23 protein-coding genes are annotated in these 20,534 nt (G+C 59.0%); 7 read left to right on the top strand and 16 right to left on the bottom strand.

All coding sequences use genetic code 11. The features are described from left to right. Nucleotides 1-43: 43 nt before the first annotated feature. The 8 genes from AC13CE_RS08755 to AC13CE_RS08720 all read right to left on the bottom strand — a co-directional run bounded on the left by AC13CE_RS08755 (nucleotide 44) and on the right by AC13CE_RS08720 (nucleotide 6,652). The gene (locus AC13CE_RS08755; protein ID WP_482972161.1) at nucleotides 44-616 is read right to left on the bottom strand and encodes a F0F1 ATP synthase subunit B family protein; all 573 of its coding nucleotides are present in this window, start codon (nucleotides 614-616) and stop codon (nucleotides 44-46) included. Continuing rightward, on the bottom strand, nucleotides 609-1,103 hold the full coding sequence (locus tag AC13CE_RS08750) for a F0F1 ATP synthase subunit B family protein (protein WP_221540494.1): 495 nt from the start codon (nucleotides 1,101-1,103) through the stop codon (nucleotides 609-611). The genes AC13CE_RS08755 and AC13CE_RS08750 overlap by 8 nt, the downstream gene beginning before the upstream one ends. A gap of 82 nt (nucleotides 1,104-1,185) precedes the next feature. Next, nucleotides 1,186-1,413, bottom strand: coding sequence for a F0F1 ATP synthase subunit C (locus AC13CE_RS08745; RefSeq protein ID WP_006832363.1), 228 nt, complete (start codon nucleotides 1,411-1,413; stop codon nucleotides 1,186-1,188). A 38-nt stretch (nucleotides 1,414-1,451) separates the two neighbouring features. Beyond that, nucleotides 1,452-2,240, bottom strand: a complete 789-nt coding sequence (locus AC13CE_RS08740; protein WP_345719463.1) for a F0F1 ATP synthase subunit A — start codon at nucleotides 2,238-2,240, stop codon at nucleotides 1,452-1,454. A gap of 53 nt (nucleotides 2,241-2,293) precedes the next feature. Then, nucleotides 2,294-2,614, bottom strand: coding sequence for an AtpZ/AtpI family protein (locus tag AC13CE_RS08735; RefSeq protein ID WP_221540496.1), 321 nt, complete (start codon nucleotides 2,612-2,614; stop codon nucleotides 2,294-2,296). A 188-nt stretch (nucleotides 2,615-2,802) separates the two neighbouring features. Next, nucleotides 2,803-3,195, bottom strand: coding sequence for a YdbL family probable chaperone protein (locus AC13CE_RS08730; RefSeq protein ID WP_221540584.1), 393 nt, complete (start codon nucleotides 3,193-3,195; stop codon nucleotides 2,803-2,805). Between the two features lie 11 nt (nucleotides 3,196-3,206). Beyond that, nucleotides 3,207-3,461, bottom strand: coding sequence for a YnbE family lipoprotein (locus AC13CE_RS08725; RefSeq protein WP_247710480.1), 255 nt, complete (start codon nucleotides 3,459-3,461; stop codon nucleotides 3,207-3,209). 5 nt (nucleotides 3,462-3,466) lie between these two features. Next, nucleotides 3,467-6,652 carry an intermembrane phospholipid transport protein YdbH family protein gene (locus AC13CE_RS08720; RefSeq protein WP_345719464.1) on the bottom strand — a complete coding sequence of 1,062 codons (3,186 nt, stop codon included), beginning with the start codon at nucleotides 6,650-6,652 and terminating at the stop codon, nucleotides 3,467-3,469. Nucleotides 6,653-6,713: 61 nt separating this feature from the next. On the opposite strand from AC13CE_RS08720, the gene radC reads away from it, so the two are divergent. Further along, the gene (radC, locus tag AC13CE_RS08715) at nucleotides 6,714-7,448 is read left to right on the top strand and encodes a RadC family protein (protein ID WP_482972160.1); all 735 of its coding nucleotides are present in this window, start codon (nucleotides 6,714-6,716) and stop codon (nucleotides 7,446-7,448) included. A 1-nt stretch (nucleotide 7,449) separates the two neighbouring features. On the opposite strand, the gene AC13CE_RS08710 is transcribed toward radC, so the two are convergent. Next, nucleotides 7,450-10,260, bottom strand: a complete 2,811-nt coding sequence (locus AC13CE_RS08710; RefSeq protein WP_482972159.1) for a DUF3857 domain-containing protein — start codon at nucleotides 10,258-10,260, stop codon at nucleotides 7,450-7,452. Nucleotides 10,261-10,428: 168 nt separating this feature from the next. Between AC13CE_RS08710 and purB the strand changes: the two genes are divergently transcribed. The 6 genes from purB to AC13CE_RS08680 all read left to right on the top strand — a co-directional run bounded on the left by purB (nucleotide 10,429) and on the right by AC13CE_RS08680 (nucleotide 14,576). Next, entirely contained in the window at nucleotides 10,429-11,739 is a 1,311-nt protein-coding gene (gene purB, locus AC13CE_RS08705; RefSeq protein ID WP_221540503.1) for an adenylosuccinate lyase, read from the top strand. Between the two features lie 59 nt (nucleotides 11,740-11,798). Further along, nucleotides 11,799-12,161: a DUF1049 domain-containing protein gene (locus tag AC13CE_RS08700; protein WP_221540505.1), complete on the top strand. Its 363-nt coding sequence runs from the start codon at nucleotides 11,799-11,801 to the stop codon at nucleotides 12,159-12,161. Beyond that, complete coding sequence (pyrF, locus tag AC13CE_RS08695) at nucleotides 12,158-12,832, top strand: orotidine-5'-phosphate decarboxylase (RefSeq protein ID WP_221540507.1); 675 nt, start codon at nucleotides 12,158-12,160, stop codon at nucleotides 12,830-12,832. Before AC13CE_RS08700 ends, pyrF begins: the two co-directional genes overlap by 4 nt. Before the next feature lie 9 nt (nucleotides 12,833-12,841). Further along, nucleotides 12,842-13,483, top strand: coding sequence for a phosphoribosylanthranilate isomerase (locus AC13CE_RS08690; protein ID WP_482972158.1), 642 nt, complete (start codon nucleotides 12,842-12,844; stop codon nucleotides 13,481-13,483). A gap of 173 nt (nucleotides 13,484-13,656) precedes the next feature. After that, a complete protein-coding gene (rpsD, locus tag AC13CE_RS08685; RefSeq protein WP_221540510.1) occupies nucleotides 13,657-14,271 on the top strand; it encodes a 30S ribosomal protein S4 in 615 nt (204 codons plus the stop codon). 113 nt (nucleotides 14,272-14,384) lie between these two features. Further along, on the top strand, nucleotides 14,385-14,576 hold the full coding sequence (locus tag AC13CE_RS08680) for a hypothetical protein (RefSeq protein ID WP_482972157.1): 192 nt from the start codon (nucleotides 14,385-14,387) through the stop codon (nucleotides 14,574-14,576). A 6-nt stretch (nucleotides 14,577-14,582) separates the two neighbouring features. Here AC13CE_RS08680 and AC13CE_RS08675 read toward each other — a convergent pair whose 3' ends face one another. The 7 genes from AC13CE_RS08675 to queA all read right to left on the bottom strand — a co-directional run bounded on the left by AC13CE_RS08675 (nucleotide 14,583) and on the right by queA (nucleotide 20,500). Then, complete coding sequence (locus tag AC13CE_RS08675) at nucleotides 14,583-15,308, bottom strand: M50 family metallopeptidase (RefSeq protein ID WP_221540514.1); 726 nt, start codon at nucleotides 15,306-15,308, stop codon at nucleotides 14,583-14,585. After that, nucleotides 15,305-15,619 (bottom strand): Rossmann-fold NAD(P)-binding domain-containing protein, encoded by a 315-nt coding sequence (locus tag AC13CE_RS08670; RefSeq protein ID WP_221540516.1) that lies wholly within the window; start codon nucleotides 15,617-15,619, stop codon nucleotides 15,305-15,307. Before AC13CE_RS08670 ends, AC13CE_RS08675 begins: the two co-directional genes overlap by 4 nt. Beyond that, nucleotides 15,619-16,755: a tRNA guanosine(34) transglycosylase Tgt gene (gene tgt, locus AC13CE_RS08665; RefSeq protein WP_221540518.1), complete on the bottom strand. Its 1,137-nt coding sequence runs from the start codon at nucleotides 16,753-16,755 to the stop codon at nucleotides 15,619-15,621. The genes AC13CE_RS08670 and tgt overlap by 1 nt, the downstream gene beginning before the upstream one ends. Continuing rightward, complete coding sequence (locus AC13CE_RS08660; RefSeq protein WP_482972156.1) at nucleotides 16,756-17,697, bottom strand: DUF481 domain-containing protein; 942 nt, start codon at nucleotides 17,695-17,697, stop codon at nucleotides 16,756-16,758. Between the two features lie 62 nt (nucleotides 17,698-17,759). Further along, nucleotides 17,760-18,524 carry an ABC transporter permease gene (locus tag AC13CE_RS08655; RefSeq protein WP_221540522.1) on the bottom strand — a complete coding sequence of 255 codons (765 nt, stop codon included), beginning with the start codon at nucleotides 18,522-18,524 and terminating at the stop codon, nucleotides 17,760-17,762. Further along, nucleotides 18,521-19,462 carry an ABC transporter ATP-binding protein gene (locus AC13CE_RS08650; RefSeq protein WP_482972155.1) on the bottom strand — a complete coding sequence of 314 codons (942 nt, stop codon included), beginning with the start codon at nucleotides 19,460-19,462 and terminating at the stop codon, nucleotides 18,521-18,523. The genes AC13CE_RS08655 and AC13CE_RS08650 overlap by 4 nt, the downstream gene beginning before the upstream one ends. Before the next feature lie 9 nt (nucleotides 19,463-19,471). Further along, nucleotides 19,472-20,500 (bottom strand): tRNA preQ1(34) S-adenosylmethionine ribosyltransferase-isomerase QueA, encoded by a 1,029-nt coding sequence (queA, locus tag AC13CE_RS08645; RefSeq protein ID WP_221540525.1) that lies wholly within the window; start codon nucleotides 20,498-20,500, stop codon nucleotides 19,472-19,474. Nucleotides 20,501-20,534 lie beyond the last annotated feature (34 nt).

The following is a 20,534-nucleotide window of genomic DNA, read 5'->3' as shown; positions in this document are numbered from 1 at the left end:
GACCTCTAGGGCCGCCCTTTTGTTTTCCCGTCCAGTGGGTAAATCAGATGCTGGCAATAACCTTGTCGGCAAGCGCCTTGTCGGCTTCGGCATCGTGCCTTTCGGCTATGAGCTTGCGACTTGCACCCGTGGCGGCCACAACGGCGCGATTGCGCACATCTTCGACAGCTTCGCGCTCGGCAGCAGCAATCTTGTCTTCCGCCATGCGCTTGCGGCGTTCGACCATCGCCTTGCTGTCGGCTTCGGCCTTCTCGAGAATAGCGTCAGCCTCGTGCCGGGCGTTCACCAGCATCGCCTCGGCATCTTTCTCTGCGCCCGCGATCTTGTCGGCATATTCCTTGCGCAGCGCCTCGGCTTCGGCGCGAAGCTGCTTGGCTTCTTCAAGCTGCTCCTTGATCGCGGCGATTTTGCCGTCGAGGCCGCGAGCAATGGTCTTGTGGACCTTGGCACCGAAGATGGCGAACAGCAGCAGGACCAGCATTGCGATCGAAACGACCTGAAACGGAGCCAGCCCCCACAGTTCGGGATCGATATGCTTTCCCGCACCTGCGTCGACTTCGACAGTCGCTTCGGGAGCGTCCGTAGCAAATACTTCGGGAGTAGAGACGTTAGCCATGAGCCATCTGCTCCTTCACCGCCTTGGTCGCGACCGGCTTGGTCACCTTCACGCCGGCCAGCGTCTTGACGATGTCTTGAGCTGCGTCCGCGGCGACCGCTTCGACCTCTGCCAAAGCAGCCGAACGAGCTTCCTCGATCTGTGCTTCGGCATCGGCCAGCTTCTTATCGATGCGGGCCTGAGCCGCTTTCAGCTTCTTTTCGGATTTGGCAGCCGCCTCGTCCTTGGCTTTGGCAACGATCGCCTGAGCCGCAGCACGGTTTTCGTTTTCCTTAACCCGCCAAGCTTCCTCCTGCTCGTCGGCAGCGTCGCGCGCGGCTTTGGCCGCGGCGAGGTCGGCAGCGATCTGGCCGTCACGCTGAGCAACGGTATCCATCACCTTGGGCACCATGCCCTTGCCGATGACGAAGAAGGTTATGCCGAAGAAAACGAGCAGCCAGAAGACCTGACTGGACCATGTTTCGGCAAGCTGTGCTATCTGGGGCATTGCAGCTCTCGAAAAGCGGGCGGGAAGAAATTGCGGGGCCGGCCGAGATTACCCCGACCAGCTCCAAATCCGAAATCGTCGATTAAGCGACGAAGATCAGGATCATGGCAACGACGAACGCCAGCAGGCCGAGAAGTTCGGCAGCGGCGAAGCCGATGAACAGGCGACCCTGCTGGCCGTCAGCCGCACCCGGGTTGCGCAGCGCGCTTTCGAGGAACGAACCGAAGACGTTACCAACGCCGATCGCAGCCATACCGGCACCGATTGCAGCGAGACCAGCGCCGATGAGCTTTGCAGCTTCCATTTCCATGATAAACTCCTTTGGAAAAACTTTTTTGAATTGAAGACTTAGTGAAGGTTCTCGGCGTCGTTGATATACAGCGACGTCAGAAGGGCGAAAACATAAGCCTGAATACCGGCCACCAGCAGCTCAAGAGCGCAGATGCCGATCATCAGCAGGAAGCTGGGCAGACCGACCAGCAGGCCGAAACCAGCGCCGGCATTGGTACCGTCGATCACGAAACTCGACAGCACTTCCAGCAGGACGTGACCAGCCATCATGGCGACGAAGAGACGCAGACCGAGGCTGAACGGTCGCACCATGAACGAGATGAACTCGATCGGCGCGATCACCGGCACCATCGGTAGCGGCGTGCCGTGCGGTACGAAGAGGCTGAAGAAATGAAGGCCGTGGCGCCAGAAACCCACGATCAGGACGATCGCGAAACTGATGATTGCGAGCACACCGGTTACGGTAAAGTGGCTGGTGAAGGTGAACGGATGCAGGCCGATTACGCCCAGAGGCAGGAGGCCGAGAATATTTGCGAAGAGGATGAACATGAACAGGCTGAAGACATAGGGCACATATTTGCGCCCAGCCTTGCCGATGTTCGCTTCGAGCATGTTGTCGATAAAGCCGGTGAAGGTCTCCACCGTCATCTGCCAGCGGCCAGGCACCAGTTCGCGCTTCATCCCGCCAAGTACGAAGAGGAAGAGCACCACCGTGGTGATGAGCATCCACATAGCGCTGTTGGTGAAGGCGATGTTGTAACCCGCAAGTTCCCAACCACCGGAACCTGCAAGCGGTTCGATGGTGAACTGGTACATCGGATCGACTTTGGCCTGTTCGGCTGCCACGTCTGTCTAGTCCCTAAATCCTGTAACGAAGGCCCTGAAATCCCGGTTAAGGATCAATTTTCAGGGCCTCGATTTGCCGCGCGGATAATGTTCCTGAAGGCCACCACTATTCCGAGGAACAGGCCGACCAGCAGACCCCAGGGATTGGTATCGGTGAAATAGCCGATGGCATAACCGATGACCGAACCTCCCAGAAGCCCACCGAGCAAATCTGCCAGAACGCGGTTGCCGCTGCGATAATTCGCATCGGCCCCGGAACCAGTCTTGCGGTTGCGTTGCTCTTCGCGCTGCTGGGCGGCACTGAGCCGTTTTTCCAGCGCGTCGATCCGCGCATCCTCCTCAATGGGTTTCCGTGCGGACTCGTCGTCGCTCATGCCTTGCTCCTTACAGGGGGTTGCGCGGCACGCGCAGGGACTTGCCCGCCAAGGGCGCCGCCCCCTTAGAAGGGGCCTATGGGCGAGTCAACACGCAGAGCCGCCCGATTGCCACCTTTGCGTTGCAAAAAACATCCCTCCGGTGCCGACCGGCAAGGATGCTCTCTTATCTGCTCGTGGATTGATGCTCAAGGGCAACGCGAATCGCGCATCGGCGGTGCGCTGGTCCGCGTTTGCCAGCTTCCGTCCGGGGCTTGGTATTTTTCGCCCGGCACAGTGGCGAGGATCGCCTGGCAGCCGGCGGTCAGCGCATACTCTTCCAGAGTGGCATTGGTTGCTTGCGCGCGCTGCGAATATACGGAGCGCCGCTTGATGTTGATGTCATTGACAATACGGCGCAGTTCGGGGGTCTCGGCGCCCACGATGCCGAGATAGCCATCCATTTTTTCGCCCACTTCGCCTGCTGCCCGTGCTGCCGCGTAGGCTGGATCTCGCTGGGCATATGCTGGCGCCACAACTCCGCCCAGTGCGACAGCGAATGCGGCACCCGAAAGCGCGGCTCGTGTAAGTCGCTTCATCATAACATCACCCATCAAAAGATATCCGCATTTTCTTCGATCGTATTACCCGCATCTTCCGCGAGACGATAAATCACTTCCTGACGGATGTTCACATTGAGCTCGATCACGATCGGTTCGTCAGGGGCTTCCACTGTGACGCAGCCGAAAAGTGCGAAAGAGGCCAGGCTCATCACCGCCAAACTCTTCAAACCATCCCTCCCCCTTGAGCCCTGCATGTTGCGGGTTTTCGCAGGACCTTTGGGGTCAGTCAATTCACGGGTTTCCATAGCGCCTACTCGCTTTCCTGATCCTGAATGGGGACATCGTCCGGAATGAGGTCATTCGGATCAATTTGGGGTTCGACCTCTTCACCGGTTATCGACCGGCGAAGCAGTCGTTTGCCGTCGTCGCTTACCAAACCCAGTTCGCGAGGGTCCCGGACGGAAGCCGGATCATACATCGACTTCACCGAAGTGATCAGCTGGTAAAATTGTGCACGAATGTTGATGCGGAACTGGATCGGCAGCTGTGCAAGCTGCCGGGTTATGAAATTCGTCTCGGCGTCCTCGCCCTGCCGGACACCATCAAACCGCACCTGGGTAACGATTTCACCGGTAAGAGGGCCGTTCATTACGACGCGCATCTGCGAATAATCGAGACTCCGCAGCGCGTCGAAGGCAAAATTGGCTATGGTCGACAGATCTTCGTAGGTTAGCTCACCGACAAAGGAAACATTCCCGCCGGGAGGGCGCGACAGAAGTATGCCCTCTTCGATCCGTCCGTTCCCGTCGGCACCGAAGACGATCGGTACTGTGCCGTCGAACGTCCCGCTTGCGGAGATGTTCTCCAGCTCCATCTGGGCCACGAATTGGGCTGCATCCAGCCCGACAATCTCGAAAATATAGGCGCGTTCTTCGCTGACGCCGAGATTGAGATCGACCTGGCGCAGGATCAGCTGGCCGCCCATGAACGGCCAGCTGCCACCGGCCACGGACAGCACTTCCCCGTTCTGCAAGCTGAACTCCACCTCTCCATCAAGCACTTCGACGCCCGGATTGACCGAAGCGACACGGATTCTCTGGTTCGGCGCGGTAGTGAGATTGAGGAGATCGACGAACTCGACCGTCCCGCTCGCGCCCTGGACGGGACCGAAGGCGGCGGCAAAATCAAGGTCGTCCGAGGAAAAGGATCCGCTGCTGGTTACCTCGCCAGTGGCAAGCCAGTCGATACGTCCCTCGCCGGTGATCACACCGTCGGCATTGGCAATAACACCCAGCGCAAGTCCGCTTACATCTTTGGGCTGAAGCTGATCGTCAAAAATAAGGCCGGTGACGTTCAGGTCGGCAAAGCCGGCACCTGTTGCAAGACTGTGGCGAATATCGACGCGGGTAACGATCCGGTCTGTTTCCGGATTGCGCATCGCGGCAGAGGCGAGAATGATATTGTCCGCCAGCGACAGCGAAGCTTCGCGCGCCACAAGTGGTTCGAACCTGTCGGGGTCTTCCCTGTCGATGAGACGAAAGCTTGCTCCGTCTATGCTGAATTCGCCGTTTGCGTAATTCCATTCACCGGCGGTATTTTCCAAAGTCATCGGCACTGCGGCTAGTGCCACCTCGGCATCCGCAAAAGTGCCTGAAATCGTCTCGCCGATGCGAGCGTCAAGATCCGAGATCACAAAGCGGCTTGCCGTATCGACTGGACCGAGAGAGATATCGATATTCTGGGCTCTTAAGGCGCCTGGGTAAGCGAAGCCCACAGGTCCGCTGGCAAGACGGATTGGCGTATCCCCCAGCGAACCGGCGAGATCGAGCGCTGGCGCACCCGCTGCAAATTGCACCCCACCCGTGCCGTACCTCAGCATAGGCTTTCCGGACGGCGGACACAGGGTTAGCCCCGGCCCCGCCAGATTGAGTTGGGCGAAGGCAAGCCGCCGGAAATCAATTCTTGTGCATTCGCGCCACAAGACGAGATCTCCAGTGCGCTCCAGTCGGCCCACGACAGGCATGGATAACTGGTCGACCGCCCCGCCGGGGAGCGGCCCGCTGGCCTCGATGCGTCCGGAGAAACCAAGAGCCCCCGTGCTGCCTTGCGCAATTGTCATGCCCGGTATGGCAAGTTGCGCTCCCTGGGCTTCGTAAGGGGCCATGCTCAATCTGAAGACGGCGTCACCCGTTCCTGAACCTTCCATGCGGCCGCTTATGCGCGGGATACCCGGACCACCTGTCGCAGCGTTGCCGACGATCCTGGCGGGCTCTTGGCCGCGAGCGGAAACTTCGAAGCGTGAAAGTGACAGGATACGGACGCCGCTGCCACCCGTAAGCTCTGCCTGCGGCACTGCGAACGAATAGCCTTGATCGCCGCTACGATAGCGTACATCGGCTACCAACGCGCTCCCACGGGTCTCCGACTGCAGCGCGCCGCCGATGCTTCGTGCAATTGGCTCGATGAGCGTTCCCTTCCCGGAACTTGCAAAACCCTCGATGAACCCAATCAGGTTTCGGCCCAATCGCAGCCCGTTGCCCTCGACGCCGCTTTCCACTTCGATCCGCCCGAAATCGTCGTAAGCTCGCAGGGTGCCTTCTGCGGTAACGAGCGCTGCAAGCGCCTGAGGGGTCTCCAGGCCTCGGGCAGCGACCGTAAAGCGCGACGTCGTCGAGGTGCCTCTTATCTGCGCACGCAAGGTCCCCGAGAGCGATTGAGCAGCGGTCGTTGCAAAGCGCAGATTGTCAGTAGCGATGCGCGCTTCCAGTTCGGGATTTGCCAATTCTTGATTGGCGCTCACATCGAGTTCGGCGAAGAGACCGGAAATCGCCGTCTCAGGCCCGGCACAGCTTAGCGCCGGAATACGCAACGGACCGTTGAAATTCGGTTCGCCGTTCGAAGTTGTCACCGAACCATAAAGAGTCGTGTTCTCGGCCTTGCAACTCTCTACTGCAAGTTGCGGAGCAGTGGCAGCTAGCACACCGGCAAAGCCGTTGGCGACATTGCCCTGCCCTGCAAACTTGATTCCAACCGGACCGTAATCCGATTCCACCAAACCACGTCCGTCTCGAATAGAAAGCCCGATACCTGGCAGAGCCGCAGGCTCGCCGGTATCTTCGAAAAGTAGTCGGTCGAGCGATCCAAAACTGAGCTCTCCCCCGATGAAACGGCCATACAGGCGGGGCTGGACCAAGGTGATTTCACCTACCTGCGGAAGGCCAAAGCGGTGACGCAGCTGGACGATAACACGCTCCGCAGTGAAATCTGGAGCGGTTGGATCCCCGATTACGAGGTTCGAAATTATCTGCGTTTGTCCGCCGACACGTTCAACTTCGTAAGTGGCCGGCAATTCGTAAGCATCCAGCTGATCGGCAATGTAATCATCGGCGATTGCGATGCGGTTGATCCAGGCCAGTACAACCACTGAGATCAGCATCAACAGTACGAGCGCAGGCATCCACCAGCGCTTTTTGCGCCAGCGCGGTCTATCACTCACATATTGGCCTTCTGACCCGTCCATCTAATCCCGCACTTGCGCGCATCGCAGCACAAAGGCAATGCAACGCCTTGAAACGACTGGGGGAGGAAAAAGGTTGCCGGAGGTCGCGAAAAAGCCATCCATCCATGCCGGCACTGGCCATCGGGAGCGTTTACGCGAACGGCTGCTGAAGGGTGGAGCAGAGGCTCTCGCCGATTATGAACTGCTGGAATTTCTTCTCTTTGCAGCGATCAGACAGGGCGACACGAAACCCCTGGCAAAGCGTCTGATCGACCAGTTCGGCTCTTTCTCAGGCGTGTTAAATGCCAATCCCGGTGCATTGGTGCAGGTCAAAGGCATGGGGACGGCCAGCGCAGCATCACTTTATGCGGTCGCCTTGGCCGCACGACGCATGGCTCGCGGATCGGTTCAGGAGAAACCGGTTCTCGGCAGCTGGCAAGCTCTGCTTGATTATCTTGCCATCGACATGGGCGAATTGAAGCACGAGCGGGTCCGCGTACTCTATCTCGATACCCGCAACCGGTTGATCGACGATCACCTCACAGCTGAAGGCTCGATCGACGAGGCTGCCATCCATCCGCGCGAGATAATCCGACGGGCTTTCGATGTCGGTGCGAGCGCTTTGATCCTGGTGCACAACCATCCCAGTGGCGATCCGGAACCGAGCCGCGCCGACATACAGATTACCAATCGCATCGCCGAAGCCGGACGATTGCTGAATATCACAGTCCACGATCATGTAATCGTAGGTCGCGGCGCGCATGTATCGCTGCGCGCCAAAGGGTTGATCTAGCTCAATCTACTGTCAGTCCGTGCCGCGCATATTGCGCTTCGATTTCCGGTGCTATGCGAAGGGCGATAGCTATATCCTCGCGGCCTGCCTTATCACCCTGCTGGAGCCGGATGATACCGCGCAGGTAATGCGAGGCTGCAAGGCCGGGATTGAGTTCCAGGGCACTGTTCAGATCGGCCAGCGCTTCCGCAAGGTTACCCATGCGATAATGCACCATTGCCCGGCTATCGAGCATCGGTGCGCTGTTCGAAGCGCGTTCGATGGCGCGGGTGCAGATCTCCAGAGCACCGTCGAGGCCGGTATCGAATAGCCCCCGATACCAGCAATCGCTGTTGAGAGCTGTTTCGTTCTGGGGCTTTGCAGCGACCTCTTCCGCCATGATGGCCAAGCCGCCCGCTACATCACCCGACAGCCCTGTCACAGTGGCATATGTACCCGCGAAATAAGCGCTTTCCTCGTCAGAAACCGGAAGACTTTCAAGCAATTCAAGGGCTTCCTCTGCCCTTCCCGCGTAGCCCAACCGCTCGCCAAGCGTCAGTGCAATATCGTTGTCGGGTTCGAGGTCATAAGCCCGTTTAAGGTCGGCGAGGGATGCCTCGATACGTCCGAGCGAATACAGGACGTTCGAACGCCACTGAAGGACCCATGCGGACGTGTCTTTTTCGACCAGCACGTCGAGGTCGGCCAGAGTGTCTTCGAAACGATAGATATCGTGGAGAAAAGCTGCGCGTTCGCGCAGCGGACCGTAATCGTCGTCCTCGGCAAAATCGATCGCCGCAGCGAAGCCTTCGAGGATCGGCATGCTGCGCTGATCCAGATCCCCGCGATCGAGTTGCCACCGCCAGACCATATTTTCAGGAGCGAGAAGTTTGGTTTCCTGGCTGGCAAAGCGACGCACTGCGCGTTTCACCTCAGGAAGCTGATCGGGTGCGATTTCGCCGAGCCGTTGAACCACTTCGACCTTGCCCGAGAACCGGTTTCCGTCGAGCAGGTTGGCGGCAATCACACGCGTATTTGCGTAAGTCGCATCGAGCTTGTCCGGGCCTTCGAAGACGAAATCTTCCATCCCGTTCGGAAGAATCATTTCCCCGACGATCTGATTCCGAACCGGTCCTGCGGTCATCACGGGAATGTCGCGCCATTCGGGTTTTGCTCGACTTGTGTCGAATGCGGCGTCGGGCTTCATGTCCGGTTCGAGCACCAATCGCCCCTCCTTCCATTCGAAGTCGGATGACGTAACGCCGGCAACGTGGAGAGTTCCGAATGCCAGCTCCTCGTCATATTCGATGCTGACCGAGCTTACCGCCCCGCCCCCCTGACTTTCGGCGAAGCTCTTACCAATCTGGCGCAGCGTCTCGTCCTCGCCTTCGTCAACAAGCTTGCGGAAATCCGCACCTTGCGGACCGTAAAATTTGATCTCCAACGTGAACAGCGCCGGAAGGTCGATCCCAGCCGTGTAATCAGTAACAACGTTCATCACCAAATTGGGCGACGACTGCTCGCGTTGCGATATTTCCACAAGATCGGAACCTCCTGCACTCAGCGGCAGGGCATATTGGAAGGGCGGTACCCAACCGATATTTGCGATCCTCGTGGCAGTACTGGTACCGTCCAGCCAGTAGCTTTCTCCATCGATTTGCGCGCGCACTATCATATGATCGAAATTGCCCGGTAATGGCAGCAATTCGGGGATGGCGTCCCCTCCGCGGGTCTGCACCAGAACCGTTTGCGATTCGATGCCCATCTCTTTGAGCAATGCGTGCAAAAGCACCGACTTGGCTTTACAATCCCCATAGCGTTTCGCCCAGGTTTCTTCGGCAACCTGGGGCAGGTAATTGCCGCCGTCGAGGCCATTGAGGAGATAGCTCACCTCATCCTGTACCAGCTGCGTTGCAAACGCGGCCCGCTGTAACGGATCGTCAGTCTTGGCCATTATCGCACGGGCTTGGGCTGCAACGTCACCGTCGGAAGCAATTTCGGCTGCCTCATTGAAATGCGGAGCCATAGTGCGCGAGAGTTCCTGCCAGTCGGCATAGGTACCCACTCGCAGCACGGGATTACGGCGAAACCGCCACGGCGCATCATTCGGCATGTCGGGCAGTTCGGCGAGCGGAAGCTCAACCTCGAGCTTTCTCACTCCACCTTCGGTTATGGGCGCGCTCAAGCCAGCATGGTCTTCCACACGCCAGAAGACGTCCTCATCCTCCGGCCAGCTGACGATTGCACGGGCGAAGCCTACCTGCCATGGCTTGCTGCCGAGGAACTGCAATACCTGCATTTCGTCACCCAAGGCCTGGTCGGCAATCGTCACAGAATGGGCCACGCGCAGCACATCTCCGACCTGAAGGCCCGGAACTGCCAGCGTTGCGGTCAACCGGCCGTCGAGCAAGCGCTGCTCGAGACCCTGTTCACGGCGCAGGACATCGAACTGCGCGCCCTCTTCGATCAGATCGATACTCTCGCCGCCGCGCAATATTTCCACACGGTGGATCGTCAAATCGCCTTTGTCGGGGAGCCAGCTGAGAGAGATCGTGCCCTGCTCCATCAAAGCCTGCGGATTGTCGATACGCCTGGCGCTATCGACATAGCTCGTGACTACACCGTCTTCGAGCCAGTGCTGCCAATCTGCAATCAATTGAGCTGGCCCGCTCTCGAACTGCGCGGTTTCAAGGTCCGCTTGCTCGATCCAGGCAGGCGTTTCGTCATACAGAACAACCTCGCCGGCGAGCGACGGATTTGCCAAACAGAGGGCAAGCGCGGCGCCGGAAAAGAGTGGCAGGCGCAGTGCGGCGAAGATCGTTTTGTCGTTCATGCAGCACAACTTACCGACATTGCCATAGTACGCAATCCAACTTCGACGAACTGTTAAAGGCAGCGCAGGTCACGTTTTTCAGCACTGGTCTTCGGCCTCAGCCTTGCCAGCTTGCCCGTGCATCTTTAGCGGGGCGCGGCACATTCCCGCCATTCACGGAGTCGACCCATGGTCCCCCGCTACGCCCGCCCAGAGATGACCGCAATCTGGGAGCCGGAGTCGAAATATCGGATCTGGTTCGAAATCGAAGCGCATGCGACCGAGAAGCTCGGCGAGCTTGGCGTGGTGCCGAAGAGTGCTGCCAAAGCGCTTTGGGACTGGTGGGCCACGGATCCGAAGATCGACGTGGAAGCCATCGATGCGATCGAGGCCGTGACCAAGCATGACGTGATCGCATTCCTGACTTGGGTGGCAGAAAACGTCGGCGATGAAGCGCGCTTCATGCACCAGGGCATGACCAGTTCGGATGTCCTCGATACCACCTTGGCTGTGCAACTCGTCCGTGGGACCGACTTGCTGCTGGAAGACATGGACGCTCTGCTCGAAGCCATCGAGCGCCGAGCGAAGGAACACAAATACACCCCGACCATCGGACGCAGCCATGGCATCCATGCAGAACCGGTAACCTTCGGCCTCAAGCTCGCACAGGCCTATGCCGAGTTCGATCGCTGTAAATCGCGCCTTCTCGCTGCGCGCGAGGAAATCGCCACATGTGCCATTTCGGGTGCGGTTGGTACCTTCGCGAATATCGATCCGAGCGTGGAAGAATACGTCGCCGAGAAATTGGGCCTCAAGCCCGAGCCAGTCTCGACCCAGGTTATTCCGCGGGACCGGCACGCGATGTATTTCGCGACACTCGCTGTGATCGCCGGTTCGATCGAACGGGTCGCGGTTGAAGTCCGCCACTTGCAGCGTACCGAAGTGCTCGAAGCCGAAGAGTTTTTCTCCAAGGGGCAGAAGGGGTCGAGCGCGATGCCGCACAAGCGCAACCCGATTCTGACCGAAAACCTGACCGGTCAGGCACGCATGATCCGCGCCTATGCACTGCCCGCGCTCGAAAACGTCGCGCTGTGGCATGAACGCGATATTTCGCATTCCTCGGTCGAGCGTTTCATCGGCCCGGATGCCACGATAACGCTGGATTTCGCCCTTGCGCGTCTGACCGGCGTAATCGACAAGCTGCTGGTCTACCCGGAGCGCATGCAGGCCAATATGGACCGCATGGGCGGCCTGATCCATTCGCAGCGCGTCTTGCTCGCCCTCACCCAGAACGGCGTGAGCCGCGAGGATGCCTATCGCCTGGTTCAGCGCAACGCGATGAAGGTCTGGGAATCGGACGGGAGGCTGATGTTGCTCGATCTGCTCAAGCAGGACGATGAAGTGACCGCTGCTCTGACGAACGAGCAACTCGAGGAGAGGTTCGACCTCGAATACCATTTCAGGCAGGTCGACACCATTTTCGACCGCGTGTTCCGCTAGACGCGGCGAGTTTCAGGGCTTAGCATCTCGTTCAAACGATAGAGGGGAGCTGCGTTTCCATGCAAATTGTCCGAACCATACTCTGGATCCTGCTGCTGGTAGGTGTGCTCGCATTTTCCTTTGGCAACTGGGATCGTCAGATCGATGTACGCATCTGGCCGGGCATTGTCTGGGATACGCGCGTTCCTGCCCTAGTGATCGTGTCCTTCCTTCTCGGACTGGTTCCGATGTGGTTGTATCATCGCGGCGTGCGCTGGCGCCTCAGCCGCCGGATTTCAGGGCTGGAAACGGCGACGGCATCGATGGCGGCACCCAAAGCCGACCCTACTCCGCCGGCGCCCGTCCGCCCGGAACCGGTGCACAAGGAAACACCGGCAGAGCCCGACAATCCCGTTGAGCCGGAACCCACCACCAAGCCATGAGCAATCCGATCTTCCTCGCGCTGGACGTGCCGCGTTTGCGCGATGCCGTGGCTCTGGCGGAAAACGCCAAGGCACATATTGGCGGGGTGAAGCTGGGTCTCGAGTTCTTCAACGCCCATGGTGCGCATGGCGTGCACATGCTTGCACAACTCGGACTGCCGATATTTCTCGACCTCAAACTCCACGATATTCCCAATACGGTCGCGGGCGCGATGCAGGCCATTCATGTGCTGGAACCCGCCATCGTCACAGTCCATGCCTGCGGCGGTCGCGCCATGATGGAAGACGCGAAGGCAGCGGCTGGGGAGAATACGAAAGTCGTGGCCGTCACGATGCTGACCAGTCTCGACGAGCGCGACATCCAGCAGATGGGAATATCGGATTCTCCTTCCGATCATGTCCTGCGCCTGGCTGAACTGGCGCATCGCGCCGGTCTCGACGGCGCGGTATGTTCGGGCCACGAAATCAAGTCGGTCCACAACCAGTGGAAGGACGGCTTCTTCGTCGTGCCCGGCCTTCGTCCGGAGGGCGGTGCATCGGGCGATCAGAAGCGAGTGGTCACCCCTCGCCAGGCCCGAGACGATGGGGCAAGCGTGCTGGTAATCGGACGCCCGATTAGCCGTGCGGAAGACCCCGCAGAAGCAGCGCGCGCGATCGAAGCGACGCTCTAAAGCGGATCAATGTCTGCCCTTATCAAGATTTGCGGCATCTCGAGTGTGGATGCGCTGGACGCTGCGATCGAAGCCCGCGCAGATTATTTCGGGATGGTGTTCTTTCCGCCCTCGCCGCGTCATGTCGATCATCATGCAGCCAGCGCGCTTGCGATGCGCGCCGGAGCGAGGATCGGGAGGGTAGGCCTGTTTGTCGATGCGGGCGATAATCTGATCGCCGAGGGCGTACAGGCAGGGCGCCTCGATGCCATCCAACTCCACGGAGAAGAAACACCTGCGCGTGTCGCCCTGATCAAGGAACGGTTCCGTCTCCCTGTCTGGAAAGCGATACCTATTGCATCGGGAAAAGATATCGAGGCTGCCGCCGCCTTCGAAGATGTTGCGGATTTTCTGTTGTTTGATGCAAAAACGCCCAAAGGCGCAGCCCTGCCAGGGGGTATGGGCTTACGGTTCGACTGGAGCCTCCTGAATAGCTGGCGTGGGCGTTCAAGCTGGGGGTTGGCCGGTGGCCTTTCGCCTCTGAATGTCGCGAGCGCGATTGCCGAGACATCTGCACCGCTGGTCGATACCTCCAGCGGAGTGGAGAGCGCCCCGGGCGTCAAGGCCCCCCAGCGCATCCGCGCCTTCTGCGAAGCCGCGCGCAAAGCTTGACGCAATGCACAATCCTGCTATGCGCGCGCCTTCGCTGATTGGCCCCGCACCCCGGTGAAGCGGTGGCCGCGTCCTAGCTCATGAGCTTGGGCGGTGCGATGCCGGGTTAGATGGCCGCCCCTGATTTCATAGTGGAGTTAGGGGGACGGCTCTGCAGATTGAAGGAAAGACTTATGTCGAAGCGCAAGAGCGCCAAGTACAAACTCGACCGCCGGATGGGTGAAAACATCTGGGGTCGCCCGAATTCTCCGTTCAACAAGCGTCCCTACGGTCCCGGCCAGCACGGCCAGCGCCGCAAGGGCAAGATGAGCGACTTCGGCCTGCAGCTGCGTGCCAAGCAGAAGCTCAAGGGCTATTACGGCGACGTAACCGAAAAGCAGTTCAAGCGCACCTACCAGGAAGCATCGCGCATGAAAGGCGATACCGGCCAGAACCTGATCGGCCTGCTCGAACAGCGTCTCGACATGGTCGTCTATCGCGCCAAGTTTGCTCCGACCATTTTCGCGGCCCGCCAGTTGGTTAGCCACGGGCATATCTTCCTGAACGGCGTGAAGACCAACATCGCCTCGGCCCGCGTGCGCGTTGGCGACGTTGTCAGCCTCGGCAGCAAGGCCAAGGACATGGCGCTCGTCATCGAAGCCCAGAGCCTGCCCGAGCGCGAGATTCCCGACTATGTCGTACCCGACGGCACCGACAAGGTGACTTATACTCGCGTGCCGAAGCTCGACGAAGTGCCCTACCCGGTCACCATGGAACCGAACCTCGTTGTCGAGTTCTATTCGCGCTAAAATTTGCAGCAGTGCAAACGGCAAAGGGCGGTCCTGCGGGGCCGCCCTTTTCGTTTATGCATATGCCAACGGTTCGTCGTATTTTCAGTCACTTGCCGGAAACCTGCTACGACATGCAGCGTTCAGATGGAACTATGACCCAATATCGTTTCGTGACCCGCAATCGAGCGGGGAAATGGTACGCTACACTCGCCGAAGCACAGCAACAGGCCAACCGTATCGGAGCCGGTTTCACCGACGCTCTGGGACGGTTCATCGCCTATCGCGGGACCATTCTGGAAATGCGCGAGACGCCCGCGACCTGAAGCGCATCAGCGCTGATGCGCTATTTTCAGCGCATAGAACACCATGGCCATGATAGCGGCCGTGATGAGCGTACCCCAGACCCAATAAGGCAGAAAAAGCGCCTGGGCGATGTGCTCCGTATCCGACATCTGGAGCCGACCCTCCATATATCCGCCCCTGCTGAAGAGATAGCCAAAATCCCGGTAGATCGAGATGCAGCCTTGGACGCCCAGGAACTGCACGGCGAAACGGCGGTGAGGTTCTTTCGCATAGAATGCCAGCAGGAGGCTGGCTCCTCCGAGCAGCGGAAGGACCATCCAGCCGGTCGTCGAGCGAACCCAGATGAGGGTCGAACCAAGTAGCGCCGCGCCGAGCAACACCAGCGCAGCCTTTGTTGATCGATGTGTGCGCGAGGCAAGGATCAGGAGACACCCGGCCACGGTAGGCCCAAGGAGGCCTGCAGCGGCGATCATGGCCTGAGAAATGCGCGATGGATCACCTTCAGCCAAATGAAGTGCGTATCCAGATCCATTCGGGAAAATGACAAGCCGCTCGAATTCGTGGCCGAAGGCCATTGCGGCGAGGCCATGGCCCATTTCGTGAAACCACGTCGCCAAGATACTGAACGGATAGAGCAGGTACCCACCGTAGGGCGAATGCCAGAGCAAGATCGAGACGAACCCAAGAACGATAAGCAGGGTAATCTCCTGCCTTCCCGCCTGACTGGAATAGGACGGCGGGCGTGTGCTCATGGCGCGATTTCCATTCCCGCCCAGCCAAAACAGCGCCCGCCTTGCTCCGGTCCTAAAGATGCGACGACATCAAGTAATTTTTCGGCAGCATAAGCTCGTATGAAAACTTTGCCTTTCAGTGCATAACGATCAAATGGCCAGCTGAATTCGGTCTCGACGGTGCATGGGTATTGAATGCCCTGCATGTCTGTCAGGTCGAGATCGTGTCGCGACAGGCGATAGACCTTCGCGTCTTGTTTTTCGTCCTGGGCGGCGAGCGCAGAACCGATCCCGCCGGAAGCCCCGATAATCGCAGCGCGTCTCCACGCCATCAGTTGGAGGTACTTAGATAACTGCCGCGAAAGTCCGCGGCGAAACTGGTGAAGCTCCCGTCTCTAATGGCGTCACGCATCGCCTGCATTAGCTGCTGGTAGAAAGCGATGTTGTGCTCGGTCATAAGCATGGCGCCGAGGATCTCCTGCGATTTCACGAGATGGTGCAGGTAGGCACGGCTATAGGTGGCGCAAGTATCGCACCGGCAGCGATTGTCGAGCGGCTCCTGGTCTTCAGCGAAACGGGCATTCCTGAGGTTCAGCGGGCCGTTCCATGTAAATGCCTGACCATTTCGACCCGAGCGGCTCGGCAGCACGCAATCGAACATGTCGATGCCGCGCTCCACTGCGCCGACGAGATCGTCAGGCTTGCCCACACCCATAAGATAACGCGGACTATCCTCGGGGAGTTGACCCGGGGCGAAGTCCAGCGTGGCGAACATCGCCTCCTGCCCCTCGCCAACCGCGAGCCCGCCGATGGCATATCCGTCGAAGCCCACCTCCATCAGCTTTTCAGCACTGATCTTGCGAAGCTCCTCGTCGAGCGCACCTTGCTGGATACCGAACAGGGTCGAACGCCCGGCATGATCGCCGCCTGCATCGAATCCATCGCGGCTTCGCCTGGCCCAGCGCATCGACATTTCCATGCTCGCAGCAATCTCGTCTCTTGGGCGGTCGGCACGCGGACATTCATCGAAAGCCATCACGATATCGCTGCCGAGCAAACGCTGGATTTCCATGCTCCGTTCGGGCGTGAGCATATGCTTCGAGCCGTCGATATGACTACGGAATTCGACGCCCTCTTCAGTCAGCTTTCTGAGATCGGAGAGGCTCATCACCTGATAGCCACCGCTGTCAGTCAGGATTGGACGCTGCCAGTTCATGAACTTGTGCAGTCCGCCCAGCCTTGCCAAGCGGTCTGCGCCGGGTCGCAGCATCAGGTGATAAGTATTGCCGAGAATAATGTCTGCGCCGGTCCTGCGCACAGTCTCGGGCTTCATAGCCTTCACCGTCGCTGCCGTGCCCACCGGCATGAAGGCTGGAGTGCGAATATCTCCTCGCAACATGCGGATAGTGCCGGAGCGCGCCTTGCCGTCCCGAGCGTGAATTTCGAAGCCGAAGCGGGGGGGCGTCATCTAGAATCCGTAAACCACGGAAAATCGCGTTAGGGTGTCGGTCGATAAGGTATCTCCCGGTGGATTGCTGTTATAGTCCACCGCATAGGACAATCGCGATCGTAGCTTTTCCGAAATCCTGAGATCCAGCCCGCTGACAAGATTGATGCTGGTGTTGTTGCCATCGACGAGCACCTGCACCTCGCCTCCACCCTCAGCTACTGCGTTCGCATCCTGTGTGAAGGTGAGGCCATCGACAATCTGCCAATCGAAATCGGCGCCGAACAAACCGGCGATCCGGCTGGCACTGGTTCCGTCGGTATATTCAGTGATGCGCCAGGCTGGTCCTGCTTTGACCGACAGGCTAAGGCCATCGTCCTCTACGACCTTGTAACCCAATCCGCCGGAGGCGGCATAGCGCGCCTCAAAACCCTGAAGTCGGTCACGTTCGAACTGCGCCAAGCCATAGACGAACATATCGTCATTGAACTGCCAGCGGGGTTCATAGGCAGCCACGAATTGTTCTCGGCTCGTTTTCCCGTTTTGGCGTTGATAATCGGCCCGGGCGCGCAACATGTGCGTCCAATTCAGACCCTCGCGTTTCAACTTCAACGCAGTGGTCACACCGATACTCTCGGTGTTTCCCGTCGAATGAAAGCCGCCGAATTCCCCTTCCCCGCTCCATCTGGCGAAGAACCCCGCTTCCCGGATGGCCTTTTTCCTGGCCGCTTCGGCTTCAGCGTGCTTCTGCGCCTGCGCTGCCTTCCAATCCGCCTCGATTGCATCGATCGTCGAAACGTCATCGGGATGGGTAGCTCTTGCCAGCTCCAGAACTGTTGCGACTTTTTTGGCATCTTCGGTAGCAATCGCCGCATCGATCATGGCCTGCACACCTTCTGGCAGCTCTGCAGAAGCCGGCGCAGCTAGAAGCAGGAGTGCGGCGGAAGCGAGGGGAGTGGACATGAAATTCATGCAACGCTGCCTAGCGCGTACAAATCGCTACTTCCACCCTGAACAAACTGCGATCAGGCGCGCAGCCTCCAGCCCGTCTTGAATATATATGCGATCACGGCCGTGCAGGCTGCGAGAAAGCCGAGCGTTATGCCGAAGCTCATCCAGATGTTCACATCGCTGCTGCCATAAAAGGTCCAGCGAAGCCCGCTGACTAGGTATACGATGGGATTCGCTAGCGCGATGGTGTCCCACGGTTTGGGTAGCATATCGATCGAATAGAACGTGCCACCGAGGAATGTCAGCGGGGTCAAAAAAAGCATTGGGATAATGCCCAGCTTCTCGAAATTGTCCGCCCATATGCCTAGGATGAATCCGAACAGGCTGAAAGCCGCCGCGACGAGCATGATGTAGACCACCGCGAGCAGAGGGTGCGCGATGCTGTAATCGACAAACAAACGTGCCGTTACGAGGATGATCGCCGCGAGTATCAGGCTCTTGGTCATTGCCGCGCCGACGAAACCGATCAGCGTTTCCGACACACCCACCGGCGCGCTCAGCAATTCGTAGATGGTCCCGGTAAACCGCGGCATGTAGATGCCGAAACTGGAGTTGCTTGTCGTCTCGCCCAGCAGGGTGAGCATAAGCAGGCCGGGGATGATGAAAGCACCATAATCGACCCCGCCGAGATCGGGCATCCGCCCGCCAATCGCTGCGCCGAAAACGATGAAGTAAAGCGCAGTTGTAAGCACCGGTGCAAGGACCGACTGGAAGGCCGTGCGCAGGAAACGCATCAATTCGCGAGTGTAGATCGACCAGGTGGAACGCCAGGAAATCATGCCGCGTCCTCCTCGCCCAGAAGCGATACGAAGATATCTTCCAGGCTGCTTTCGCGAAGGTCGATGCCGTCGTAATCGATCCCGGCTGCAATCAAAGCCTTGGTAATCTCGGCTACCTCTGCCTTGCCGCGCCCGGTGCCGTCGCCACCGCGGTAGCAGAGGGAAGTACCACCCTTCTCTATATCTATCGGATATCGCGCGATCGAAGGCGGCAATTCAAATATCGGACCGGCGAGCGAAATATGTGCCTCCGTGCGCCCGAGCCGGGCCATCATCGCCTCTTTCTCGTCGACCATCAAAAGCTTGCCCCGATTGATGATCCCGACCCGGTCGGCCATCAGCTCTGCTTCCTCGATGTAATGGGTAGTCAGGATGATCGTCACCCCGCGATTGCGCATCTGATCGACGATCGCCCACATGCCCTTGCGTAGTTCTACGTCCACACCTGCAGTAGGCTCGTCGAGAAATAGCAAGTCCGGCTCATGCGCCAATGCCTTGGCGATCAGCACACGCCGCTTCATCCCACCCGAAAGCGCCATGATGCGCTCGTTACGCTTGTCCCACAGGCTGAGGCTGCGGAGTATTTCCTCGATCCGCTTAGGATCGGGAGCCAGGCCGAAAAGCCCACGGGAATAGGCAACCGCCTGTTCGACCGGCTCGAACATATCGGTCGCAAGTTCCTGCGGTACAAGGCCGATTCGTGCCCTCGCCTCTCGCCAGCCTGTCGCCAGATCGTGGCCGAAGGCGCGCATGCTTCCGCTGCTCGGTCGCACCAATCCGCAGATGGCACCGATAAGCGTTGTCTTGCCCGCCCCGTTGGGTCCGAGAAGGGCGAAGATCTCACCCTGTCGGATTGTCAGATCGACATTATCGAGGGCTTTAAGTCCACCGGGATAGACCTTGCTGAGGCCTTCCAGCTCGAGGATCGGTTCGTTCATGAAACCGATCTAGGGAAGGAGCAGCGAGGAGTCACCATAGGAATAAAAGCGGTATTTCTCTTTAATCGCGTGAGCATATGCTTCCTGCATCCGTTCCCTGCCCATCAGCGCGCTGACCAGCATGAAGAGCGTCGATTTCGGTAAGTGAAAATTGGTCATCAACCCGTCAATTGCGCGAAAGGTGTAACCCGGGGTAATGAAAATGTCGGTATCGCCCGCAAATGGCCTGATGACCTTGTCTTCCCCGGTCGCGCTTTCAAGCAGACGCAGGCTGGTCGTGCCGACTGCAATCACGCGATTTCCGCGAGCCCGTACGGCATTCAACCGATCAGCCGCATCCTGTTCGATACGGCCCCATTCGGAATGCATCTGGTGGTCATCCGTGTCCTCTGCCTTTACCGGCAGGAATGTCCCGGCGCCGACATGGAGGGTGAGCGTCTCCGTCCCGATGCCGCGCGCGGCAACAGCAGCCATCAAACGGTCGGTAAAATGCAACGCTGCAGTTGGTGCGGCAACCGCACCGTCTTCACGCGCGAACATGGTCTGGTAATCTTCACGGTCCTGCGCATCGGTAGCACGCTTGCCGGCGATATAGGGTGGCAGCGGCATAGTTCCGGCGCGTTCAAGGAGGACTTCGACAGGTTCCTCGCCTTCGAAAAAAAGCACGAAACTGCCATCGGCCAATCGTTCTTCGGCTATCGCCGTAACACCGCCACCGAATTCGGCGACATCGCCCACGCGGAGCCGTTTGGCATTGCGTACAAAGGCCTGCCACCGCCGCAGGTCGACGCGCTTGTGCAGCGTGGCCCCGATCCTCGCCTCGCCCCGTCGCCCCTCAAGCTGAGCGGGAATGACGCGCGTATCGTTGAAGACGAGAACGTCGCCTGGTTCGAGCAGGTCCGAAAGATCGCTAACATTGCAATCGGAGAATGGCGCATTCCCTTGCACGACTAGCATCCGCGCCGCATCGCGCGGCCTCGCCGGGCGGAGCGCTATGCGTTCGTTGGGAAGCTCGAAATCGAAAAGGTCGACGCGCATGGCAGCGCCCCTAGACGCTGGTCCGCTCCGAGGA

Source organism: Qipengyuania sp. B-5 (genome assembly GCF_056857815.1).
This window is presented reverse-complemented; position numbering and strand designations above follow the sequence as displayed.

What these genes read in the sequence shown, in the direction of transcription:
- AC13CE_RS08755 (WP_482972161.1), bottom strand. Translation starts at nt 616, where the DNA reads ATGGCTAACGTCTCTACTCCCGAAGTATTTGCTACGGACGCTCCCGAA.
- AC13CE_RS08745 (WP_006832363.1), bottom strand. Translation starts at nt 1,413, where the DNA reads ATGGAAATGGAAGCTGCAAAGCTCATCGGCGCTGGTCTCGCTGCAATC.
- pyrF (WP_221540507.1), top strand. Translation starts at nt 12,158, where the DNA reads ATGAGCAATCCGATCTTCCTCGCGCTGGACGTGCCGCGTTTGCGCGAT.
- AC13CE_RS08710 (WP_482972159.1), bottom strand. Translation starts at nt 10,260, where the DNA reads ATGAACGACAAAACGATCTTCGCCGCACTGCGCCTGCCACTCTTTTCC.
- AC13CE_RS08670 (WP_221540516.1), bottom strand. Translation starts at nt 15,619, where the DNA reads ATGGCGTGGAGACGCGCTGCGATTATCGGGGCTTCCGGCGGGATCGGT.
- AC13CE_RS08690 (WP_482972158.1), top strand. Translation starts at nt 12,842, where the DNA reads ATGTCTGCCCTTATCAAGATTTGCGGCATCTCGAGTGTGGATGCGCTG.
- AC13CE_RS08675 (WP_221540514.1), bottom strand. Translation starts at nt 15,308, where the DNA reads ATGAGCACACGCCCGCCGTCCTATTCCAGTCAGGCGGGAAGGCAGGAG.
- AC13CE_RS08660 (WP_482972156.1), bottom strand. Translation starts at nt 17,697, where the DNA reads ATGTCCACTCCCCTCGCTTCCGCCGCACTCCTGCTTCTAGCTGCGCCG.
- AC13CE_RS08700 (WP_221540505.1), top strand. Translation starts at nt 11,799, where the DNA reads ATGCAAATTGTCCGAACCATACTCTGGATCCTGCTGCTGGTAGGTGTG.
- purB (WP_221540503.1), top strand. Translation starts at nt 10,429, where the DNA reads ATGGTCCCCCGCTACGCCCGCCCAGAGATGACCGCAATCTGGGAGCCG.
- queA (WP_221540525.1), bottom strand. Translation starts at nt 20,500, where the DNA reads ATGCGCGTCGACCTTTTCGATTTCGAGCTTCCCAACGAACGCATAGCG.
- radC (WP_482972160.1), top strand. Translation starts at nt 6,714, where the DNA reads ATGCAACGCCTTGAAACGACTGGGGGAGGAAAAAGGTTGCCGGAGGTC.
- AC13CE_RS08655 (WP_221540522.1), bottom strand. Translation starts at nt 18,524, where the DNA reads ATGATTTCCTGGCGTTCCACCTGGTCGATCTACACTCGCGAATTGATG.
- tgt (WP_221540518.1), bottom strand. Translation starts at nt 16,755, where the DNA reads ATGACGCCCCCCCGCTTCGGCTTCGAAATTCACGCTCGGGACGGCAAG.
- AC13CE_RS08730 (WP_221540584.1), bottom strand. Translation starts at nt 3,195, where the DNA reads ATGATGAAGCGACTTACACGAGCCGCGCTTTCGGGTGCCGCATTCGCT.
- AC13CE_RS08725 (WP_247710480.1), bottom strand. Translation starts at nt 3,461, where the DNA reads ATGGAAACCCGTGAATTGACTGACCCCAAAGGTCCTGCGAAAACCCGC.
- AC13CE_RS08650 (WP_482972155.1), bottom strand. Translation starts at nt 19,462, where the DNA reads ATGAACGAACCGATCCTCGAGCTGGAAGGCCTCAGCAAGGTCTATCCC.
- AC13CE_RS08750 (WP_221540494.1), bottom strand. Translation starts at nt 1,103, where the DNA reads ATGCCCCAGATAGCACAGCTTGCCGAAACATGGTCCAGTCAGGTCTTC.
- AC13CE_RS08735 (WP_221540496.1), bottom strand. Translation starts at nt 2,614, where the DNA reads ATGAGCGACGACGAGTCCGCACGGAAACCCATTGAGGAGGATGCGCGG.
- rpsD (WP_221540510.1), top strand. Translation starts at nt 13,657, where the DNA reads ATGTCGAAGCGCAAGAGCGCCAAGTACAAACTCGACCGCCGGATGGGT.
- AC13CE_RS08680 (WP_482972157.1), top strand. Translation starts at nt 14,385, where the DNA reads ATGCAGCGTTCAGATGGAACTATGACCCAATATCGTTTCGTGACCCGC.